We start from the raw sequence: 8,641 nt of genomic DNA, 5'->3' as shown, positions 1-8,641 counted from the left end.
TATTATTTTATATACATCCGTATCATCAAAAGGCATAGCTCCTTTCACCTCTCCATCCATTCTCCCTCCGGCTATCAGAAAGTTATCGAACCGTCCTTCCTCCCTACATTTGTTTATTGCATATTCAATAGTCTTACCCTGTACTTTCTGAATAACAGGCAGCCAGAAATCATCTTCCAGCTTTACATGCCTTATATCAACGGGCTGAAGAAGGTACCCTGAATGTTGTTCATCACCAGGTTCCGCAGCGCGGCCCTGTATTGACCTTTCCGGCTCCCGGCACTGGGAAAATAACATAGCCCACACGAACCCAAAACAAAATAATACTTTTTTCATGACCAGTTATTTAACCTCTTCCAGCATCACCACAGAGAAAGGAGGCAGTTCAATCTTAATCACCCCTTTTTTCGACATTTTAAAGTTTTTAAATGGGGCCGGCTTTATTTTTTCAGGGTCATCAAACGTGTTGTGGTCTTGTAATTTTTCTGAGGTCAACGCCGTCGCCGTTAATTCTTTAATGCCAAGCGAGTTGAGGTCAATCTCCACCGCATTGGTTTTAGCAGCATCTATATTCACAAGTGAAATATGCACCTGTCCGTTTTTACCTCTTGATGCCGACACAGATATGGCTGGAAGCGACTCTCCTTTGAGCGAATACTCAGGTGAATCAAATGTAACAGGAAGCAATTGGGCGTCATGATGCACCTTATACATTTTCATTACATGATAGGTAGGGGTAAGCAACATTTTTTCCTCATCGGTAAGGATTACCGCCTGCAATACATTGACGGCTTGTGCAAGATTCGCCATTTTTACCCGGTCAGCATGGTTATTGAATATATTGAGTGTTACACCGGCAAGCATGGCATCACGCATGGTATTTTGCTGATACAGAAAACCGGGATTTGTGCCTTCTTCCACATCATACCAGCCGCCCCATTCGTCCACTATAAGGTCTACTTTCTTTTCAGGGTCGTATTTGTCCATAATAGCCACATGCTTACTGACCAGCTCTTCCATTTCCCAGGCCTTCTGCATAATTTTGAAGTAATGCTCCTCCTGAAAATCAACCGCAGGTCCCTTGTTGTTCCAGTCTATGACCGAATAGTGGTGCAGTGCTACTCCCTGCAGCAAATGATGCGGCACATTTTTCATGATCACTTCCGTCCAGTGATAGTCATTACTGCTGGCTCCTGAAGCTACTTTATACAACCCTCCTTCAATATTTGCTCCCGACATAAAAGTAGCATACTTCCGGTATACATCGGCATAGTATTCTGCGCGCATGTGTCCTCCACAGCCCCAGGCTTCATTGCCCACACCCCAGTACTTCACCTTCCATGGTTCTTCACGTCCGTTTTCTTTACGTAAATCAGACATTGGACTTGTCCCTGAAAAATTCACATATTGTACCCAGTCAGCCAGCTCCTGTACAGTACCGCTGCCAACATTGCCTGCCAGGTAAGGCTCCGTATTCAGCAATTCGCACAAATTCAGAAAATCGTGGGTCCCAAAACTGTTGTCTTCCGTTACCCCTCCCCACCATTGGTTCACAATAGTCGGTCGTTCCTCTTTGGGGCCAATGCCATCTTTCCAATGATAGGTATCTGCAAAACAGCCTCCAGGCCATCTCAGATTTGGGATTTCCAGTTCTTTGAGTGCATTAACAATATCGTTTCTCACACCGGCAGTATTGGGTATGGTGCTACTGTCCCCTACATAAAACCCACCATAAATACACCTGCCCAGGTGCTCTGCAAAATGTCCGTATATATGTTTGTTTATTATGGGTGCCCCGGCATCCGGCTTAACTACTATAGGCGTTCCGGCTTGTGAAAGCCCCACTACCTGAAATAAAAAGCTGGCAAGCAGCAGACATAATACCTTTTTCATGCTTCTTTTATTTTGATTATACCTGTAAATGAATTGGCCGTGAAATGCCATCAATAAGCTTCGGAGTATTAATTGAAGGGGCGGGTTATACTCTAAAGCGCTCAATTTAATTTTTTACAAGCATAATCAGAATTATTAAGCAAAAAAATATCTGCCGGGAGCAGATATTTTTATTTTACAGCCATTGCTTTTGCCTGTTTTAAGTACAGAAATGGCCTTGTATCGCCTTTTCAGGTGAGAATATATATGGTATGCCTCCATGCAGACTATACAGCATATGTCAGAGTTATGGGGTGAGGCTGATTGGCAACAACCTCACCCACCATACCTCCTGCACCTGGTGTACGCATCTAAAAATGACAGCTCACCCCTACATTAATACTTCTGCCTGGCCTGAGTATGCCACCCCAGTCAAGCGGGTGCCTGTATGCTACATCAAAAATATTATCCACTCCTGCCTGCCATTTGATGGTATACTTTCCTACTGGTTGCTGATAAGCAGCTTTTGCATTAAAGATATGGTAGGCATCGGAGGGTGTTTCCCCGGAGATTTTATTCACTTTATTACGACCTCCCACAAATTCATAGTCCACTTCTGCCCCAAAATTCCTGTTTTTATAGTTCAGTGTATGGGTCATAGCCAAAGGCACTGTCATAGGTAGTTTGGCGCCTCCTTCCAATTCTCCCACAGTATACTCAGCCACGCCATGATAGCTGATATGGTCTGTCACCGCCACACTCCAGTCCGAATTCAGACCGGCCATCCATACATTATCCTGATTTTCATAAACTTTTACCCCTCTCGCTCCCAGGGTCATGGCATCAAGGTCTTCATCAATTCGCCCTAATATGTAATCCTTAAAATAATAACCAAAAGCCTTCATATTGATCCGGAACGCCCCCTTTTCAAGGTATACCCCTGAGGTAAACTGCCATGCTTTTTCATTAGCCAGTGTCGGGTCACCTACGTAATCAAACCCATCCTGACTGTTGAAAAGGAAGAAGCCAAACTGCTCCGTTACTGTAGGAAAACGTTCAGCAAAAGCGCCTGTAAACTCTGCCTGCCAGTACTGCCCTACAGGCACCATAAGGGTACTGCTAAAATTTAAGGCTTGCCTTGTATCCGCCCCATCATATTCATAATCCAACACCTCCAGTTGAGCCATCCCTGTCTGGCTTTTGATCTCATTGTGTGCCACATCCATCCGAAGGGAATTACTCCACACCGACTGCCCTATGGGAATGCGATCCTGAAAGAATATCCCGCCTGCCGTTCTTACCGCATCAGGCCAGGTGAGCATAAACATAGAAACACCCTCAGCCGGATACATGGTCATCTCTGCCCTTACATCGTTGCGAAAAAACTCTGCCCTGGCAGTTATAAAATGAGAGCCTAGTTTCCAATCCGTGTCCATGTTCAGACCATAAGTATTGCTCCAGCCGGGCATATCCATACGGATAACCACATCACGCTGCGAGTCGTCCATCTCATGGGTAATGTTATTGCCGTATGCTGTTATTTCCAGCGATTTCCAATGTTCTGATAACCGGCTCCACACATAGCCTGCTTTATAAATACGCGCCCTGGCAAAGGCTACATCCATAGGCAGGGCAGGGTAACCGATGTCCCAGGCATCATCCCATATGAAGCTAAAAATGAGCTTTCTATCATCAGAAAGCTGGTATTGCCCGTTCAGAGCATGGTTCATTTTTTCATATTGGGAGAACATAACCTCCCGGCCATGGCCATCTTTATAAATGCCATGGTTCCGGTAAACCCCCGAATATCGCAAGCCCAGGTTATTGTGGCTATAGTCCAAATTATAGAAGGCATTGTAGCCTTGCGAAATACTTTGATAGTTTACTCCGGCTGAGCCTTTCAGCGACTTATTCATTCGCATTTCAGGTTGTTTAAGCCTCAGGTTGATAGATCCGCCAACTGTAGCACCATGCCTGCCACCGTCGGCTCCTGTAGCCACCTCCAGTTTATCCATGTTTACGGTTTCCACATAAGCACTTACCGGGTCCATCCGGTCGGTGCAGGCGCTGAATAGCTTCATACCATCTATCGTCAGGTTAATCTGGCCTCCTGACATGCCGTTGATCATGGGCTCCATAGCAAAGTTTCCTCTGCGAACGAGGTTGATAGCACTGTTTCTCTCCATGACTTGCTCCACAGCCGTAAATTGCTGGTCGTGAATGGCATGCTCACCGGTAGTATCCTTTCCCACATAGATCCGGATCTCTTCGAGCTGCAGCGTTTCCAGGTAACCCTGCTCCGGGGCAGGAGCCTGTGCCATTGCGCCAAAGGCGTTTATCAATGTGATAAAAATTATATATAAGCGTCTCATAAGTGTAGATGTTTACAGCTCACCCCGGCCCTGATAAACCATAACCGGGGTGAGGGTGGATCTTACATTTAAAACTCCAGGTAGAAGGCCACATCTGTCAGTACCACTTCGCTTTCCTGCTCTACGGTAAGCCATATGGCCCAGTCACCACTCATACTGAAATTTACACTTCCGGCATAGCGCCCATTACCTTTACTTACCGGATCCACATTATTGGGAGAGCCATGGCCCATACTTGGCATTTCCGGCTCAATGCCCATTGTAAGGCCATCAACAGCCTCATAAGTCATCATATCCAATTGCTTGTATGCATAAACTTCAAAATCATTGGCACCAATAGCTGGTTTTCCTTCCGGCAAATGATAGGCGAAGAAGTACTTTTCATCATTGATCACTTTTCTCACGACAGTCTTGTATTTGGTATCCTGGGCCTGGTAAGAAGCCTCTTTCGAAATCACAGGCACTTCAAAATCAAAGGCCACTTCGTTTCCGCTATCCAACCCTGATACTTTTACGCTCAGTGTCCATTTTCCCATATCCCCACTCGGCATGGTGAAAATAACTGCTCCCTTTCTGAACCCCTCACGCTGATCGCTTTCGGCGGGCTGTATAGTGGGTGCACTATGGGAATGTTCGGTCATAGCCATCATAGGAGTCATGGTAAGGGAAGCACTCTCAATAAGGGCATCGTCAGATGCTTTTTTTAGTAAAAAGTACAACTCATTATAGCCTGAAAATGGCGCTTCAGGACTGTAGACCTCAATTACAAGATCGGCATCCGCCACCACCTGTTCGTGCAGCAGTTCAAGACCGGAAGTATCAGCCGTTATTTTCGGATCGTCATCTTCTGAGCAGGCCGAAAATAATGCTATGGTAAATGCGATAAGATATAGTTGTTTAAAAAGTAGTTTCATGTCAATTCAGTTTTATTTTTAAAGGTCACGCATACCCGTTCCGGCATGACTGGCCTGGAATGGTCAAGATCCGACGCTTAGGGGCAGCAGGTTATTACCGATGCTGTTGAAGCGTGGCCATGCATACGTGTCCATTTTTATGTATTTCAAATAATTTTATTCGCTGGTGTGCCAGACATAGTTCTCCCGTTAAGGCTTTAAAAACCAGTCCGATTTTGTGGAAAACTGATATAGGAAACTAACTTATAGGCGGGTGGAAAATGCTGGCAAAGAAGTGAAAGTGATATAAATTATTCACCTCTCCGTAATGCTTCAGCGGTTCTTCAATAAAGCTGCTAAACGCAAATGTGGTCAACGCTGTAACGGCCAAAGTAAAGGACACCTGCTGCAACTCGGCATTTTGATCCTCCTGTTGTTTTTTCGCTTTTTTTAATTTTTTGGCCAGATAACACTTTCCGTTACACTTTAGCTCAGGCTTATCCCTGTTAATGCAAAGCACTTTGGCTATAAAATCTTTATTGACCTCGTAGTCGACCCAAATAATGGGCAGCGCAAGGGAATAAAGTAACGATCCGAATATCGTTAGCCAAAGAATGCCTTGTTTTAACCGCTTCACTGTAATGCTGAAATTTCTATTCTCCACAAAGATGCGCTCTGCAACATTAAAAAAACATGAGCCAGGTCATATTTACCATTGTTTTTTCGTCAGTCCTGGTTTCCCTGGGCTGTATCTATCTCGTGGTGCCTCTCAACACCAATTCAGGATTAATCAATATCTTCTCACCATCCACAGGTTCATTTTTCTTGATGATTGAAATGAGTTTTTGAGCTGCCAATCCTCCCATTTTTTCTCCTCCATGCTGCACAGTTGAGAGCTGGGGCGTCATATAAGTGGCTACAGGTTCGTCTGAAAAGCCAATCACGGAAATGTCGGTGGGAATCTGTTTGCCCAGCTTTTGCAGCACATTCACAGTATAGTTGGCTACGTAATCATTAAAAACAAATAACCCGTCAAGTCCGGGATGTTGCTTCAGGGCCTTTTCAAGAAATTGCCCGATCGACTCCCGGTCAAACTCATAATAGTGGATCAGAGCTTCTTTTACCGGCATACCAGCCTCTTTGAGCGCATCCATATACCCGTAAAGCCGGTTGTTGCTGTTGTTGAGGTTTATGCTGGCAGTAATATGGGCGATACACCGGCAGCCTGAACTGATCAGGTAGCGTGTCGCCTTGCTGGCAGCCTGATAGTCATTGGTGACCACTTTGGGCACAGGCAGGAAGTTGGCCACCCTATCAAAGAAAACAAGCGGCATTTCATACCTCAACAGCTTCTGAAAATGTGTGAATGCATTAGTTTTCATGGAAATGGCGGCCAGAACACCATCAACCCTGTATTTAAGGCATTGCTCTATAGCCCTGACCTCCTGCTCCATGCTTTCTGCCGTATTGAACAGCATAATTTCATATCCGGCCTGCTGCAACACTGCTTGTATACCTGCTATTACTTTGGTAAAAAAATGAATCGACAGGTCAGGCACAATGACGCCGATAATCCCGCTCTCACCTTTGCTGAGCCGGTGCGCCGTGGAGTTGGACTGGTACCCCAGCCGCTCCGCCAGCTCCACAACCTGACTACGCATCTTTTCACTAATGCGCCCATGGCCATTCAATGCCCTGGAAACCGTGGAGTGCGATACGTTGAGTTGACGGGCTATTTCAGTAATGGTCACATATTTACCCATGACTAAAGATACTGCGCACACCTGTGCGCAACAACTAAACCATTAATAAATTGACTATGCCCCCTCCAATATATTAAATATGTAATCCCTGCAAACCTCACGATTGAACATTTAAGTATATGGAAAAAACGCAATTCATACAGGTTGACAATAAAGACAATGTGCTGGTGGCATTGATAGACCTGCCTCCGGGGGAAGTGTCTTTCGGGGACAGGAAAATAGTACTCTCTGCCCCCGTCCCTCAAAAGCATAAATTCCTGACCCTTGACCTTCATAAAGGAGAAAAAGTGATTATGTATGGCGTACCCGTCGGAAAGGCCAATACAGATCTTAAGGCCGGTGACCTGCTTACGACCAATAACATTACGCATTTCGCCGATCCGATCACTGTAGATAACAGGAGCGCCTATACATGGGAACAGCCTGATGTAGCCAAGTGGAAAAGCAGGACCTTTAACGGCTATCACAGGCCTGATGGCAAAGTAGGCACCGCCAACTACTGGCTTTTTGTCCCTTTGGTTTTTTGTGAGAACCGAAACCTGAAAGTTATCGAAGAAGCATTGATCAAGGCCTTGGGCTACTACCGCCCTAACAAATATGAAGCACTGGTCAGCGAAAAATTGTCACTGGCTGTTCAGCAACCCACCTCTGCAAAGTCGCGGGTATTTGAGAATATAGACGGCATCAAATTTCTTTACCATCAGGGTGGCTGCGGTGGCACACGGCAAGATTCAGAAGCGTTGCTCAGGTTACTGGCAGGCTATGTAAACCATCCCAATGTAGCAGGCGCAACGGTGCTCAGCCTGGGCTGCCAGCATGCACAAATCAGTTGGTTTCAGGAAATCCAAAAAGAGCTGTACCCGAACACTCAAAAACCTGTGCTTTATTTCGAGCAACAAAAAATGCCTTCCGAAGAAGCACTGATCTCAGAAGCCATTGACCAGACTCTGGAAGCCTTGAAGGAAGCAAACAGCATCACCCGTCAGCCAGCCTCTTTAGATAAGCTGGTGGTAGGGCTGGAATGCGGGGGCTCCGATGGTTTTTCCGGTATATCGGCCAACCCGGCTGTAGGACATGCTTCTGACCTTATAGCGGCATTGGGCGGCTCTACCATCCTGAGCGAGTTCCCTGAGCTAAATGGTGTTGAGCAAAACATTGTTGACCGCTGTACTTCAACAGCACTCGCCGAAAAGTTTGTGACTATCCAACGCGCCTATGAGGCCCAGGCCAGATCGGTTGGCTCCGGCTTTGACATGAACCCCTCACCCGGCAACATTAAAGATGGCCTGATCACCGATGCTATAAAATCAGCAGGAGCGGCAAAAAAAGGAGGAAAAGCACCGGTCAGTGATATTCTGGATTACACCGAGCCTGTAACCAGGGCAGGCCTTAACCTTTTATGCACTCCCGGCAACGATGTGGAATCGACTACAGGCCTGGCAGGCTCAGGAGCTAATATCATTCTTTTCACCACCGGCCTCGGCACCCCTACGGGGAACCCGATCACTCCCGTAATAAAAATATCAACCAACAACACTTTGAGTGAGAAACTGAGTGATCTGATAGACGTGAATGCCGGTGAAATCATTTCCGGTGCTAAATCGATCGAAGAGGTAGGTGAGGAACTATTGGAAAAAATTATTGCTGTAGCCAGTGGAGAAGAAACAAAGGCCATGGCATTGGAACAAAACGATTTTATACCCTGGAAAAGAGGGGTGTCTCTTTAAGCACGACACTTTAA

Annotated in this window: 6 protein-coding genes and 1 pseudogene; 1 reads left to right on the top strand and 6 read right to left on the bottom strand. The window is 46.0% G+C overall.

Annotated features, from left to right (window positions below):
• From E1163_RS20085 to E1163_RS20060, 6 genes and pseudogenes are all read right to left on the bottom strand, one after another.
• Positions 1–336, bottom strand: a pseudogene (locus E1163_RS20085) (glycoside hydrolase family 127 protein); the annotation flags it as partial.
• Between the two features lie 6 nt (positions 337–342).
• Positions 343–1,893 (bottom strand): alpha-N-arabinofuranosidase, encoded by a 1,551-nt coding sequence (locus tag E1163_RS20080; protein ID WP_155174250.1) that lies wholly within the window; start codon positions 1,891–1,893, stop codon positions 343–345.
• 350 nt (positions 1,894–2,243) lie between these two features.
• Positions 2,244–4,244: a TonB-dependent receptor plug domain-containing protein gene (locus E1163_RS20075; protein ID WP_155174249.1), complete on the bottom strand. Its 2,001-nt coding sequence runs from the start codon at positions 4,242–4,244 to the stop codon at positions 2,244–2,246.
• Between the two features lie 68 nt (positions 4,245–4,312).
• Complete coding sequence (locus tag E1163_RS20070; RefSeq protein WP_155174248.1) at positions 4,313–5,158, bottom strand: FixH family protein; 846 nt, start codon at positions 5,156–5,158, stop codon at positions 4,313–4,315.
• A 238-nt stretch (positions 5,159–5,396) separates the two neighbouring features.
• The gene (locus E1163_RS20065; RefSeq protein ID WP_155174247.1) at positions 5,397–5,801 is read right to left on the bottom strand and encodes a hypothetical protein; all 405 of its coding nucleotides are present in this window, start codon (positions 5,799–5,801) and stop codon (positions 5,397–5,399) included.
• An 88-nt stretch (positions 5,802–5,889) separates the two neighbouring features.
• On the bottom strand, positions 5,890–6,900 hold the full coding sequence (locus E1163_RS20060) for a LacI family DNA-binding transcriptional regulator (protein ID WP_155174246.1): 1,011 nt from the start codon (positions 6,898–6,900) through the stop codon (positions 5,890–5,892).
• A 119-nt stretch (positions 6,901–7,019) separates the two neighbouring features.
• Here E1163_RS20060 and E1163_RS20055 point away from each other — a divergent pair, with 119 nt between their 5' ends.
• On the top strand, positions 7,020–8,627 hold the full coding sequence (locus E1163_RS20055; protein WP_155174245.1) for a UxaA family hydrolase: 1,608 nt from the start codon (positions 7,020–7,022) through the stop codon (positions 8,625–8,627).
• Positions 8,628–8,641: the final 14 nt, after the last annotated feature.

The organism is Fulvivirga kasyanovii (assembly GCF_009711405.1).
Taxonomy (GTDB): Bacteria; Bacteroidota; Bacteroidia; order Cytophagales; family Cyclobacteriaceae; genus Fulvivirga; species Fulvivirga kasyanovii.
The sequence above is the reverse complement of the archived record's forward strand: the minus strand, read 5'-3'. Positions and strand labels throughout refer to the sequence as shown.

Excerpts from the sequence above, each read along its gene's own strand:
- E1163_RS20080 (WP_155174250.1), bottom strand. The coding sequence starts at position 1,893 with ATGAAAAAGGTATTATGTCTGCTGCTTGCCAGCTTTTTATTTCAGGTA.
- E1163_RS20075 (WP_155174249.1), bottom strand. The coding sequence starts at position 4,244 with ATGAGACGCTTATATATAATTTTTATCACATTGATAAACGCCTTTGGC.
- E1163_RS20070 (WP_155174248.1), bottom strand. The coding sequence starts at position 5,158 with ATGAAACTACTTTTTAAACAACTATATCTTATCGCATTTACCATAGCA.
- E1163_RS20060 (WP_155174246.1), bottom strand. The coding sequence starts at position 6,900 with ATGGGTAAATATGTGACCATTACTGAAATAGCCCGTCAACTCAACGTA.
- E1163_RS20055 (WP_155174245.1), top strand. The coding sequence starts at position 7,020 with ATGGAAAAAACGCAATTCATACAGGTTGACAATAAAGACAATGTGCTG.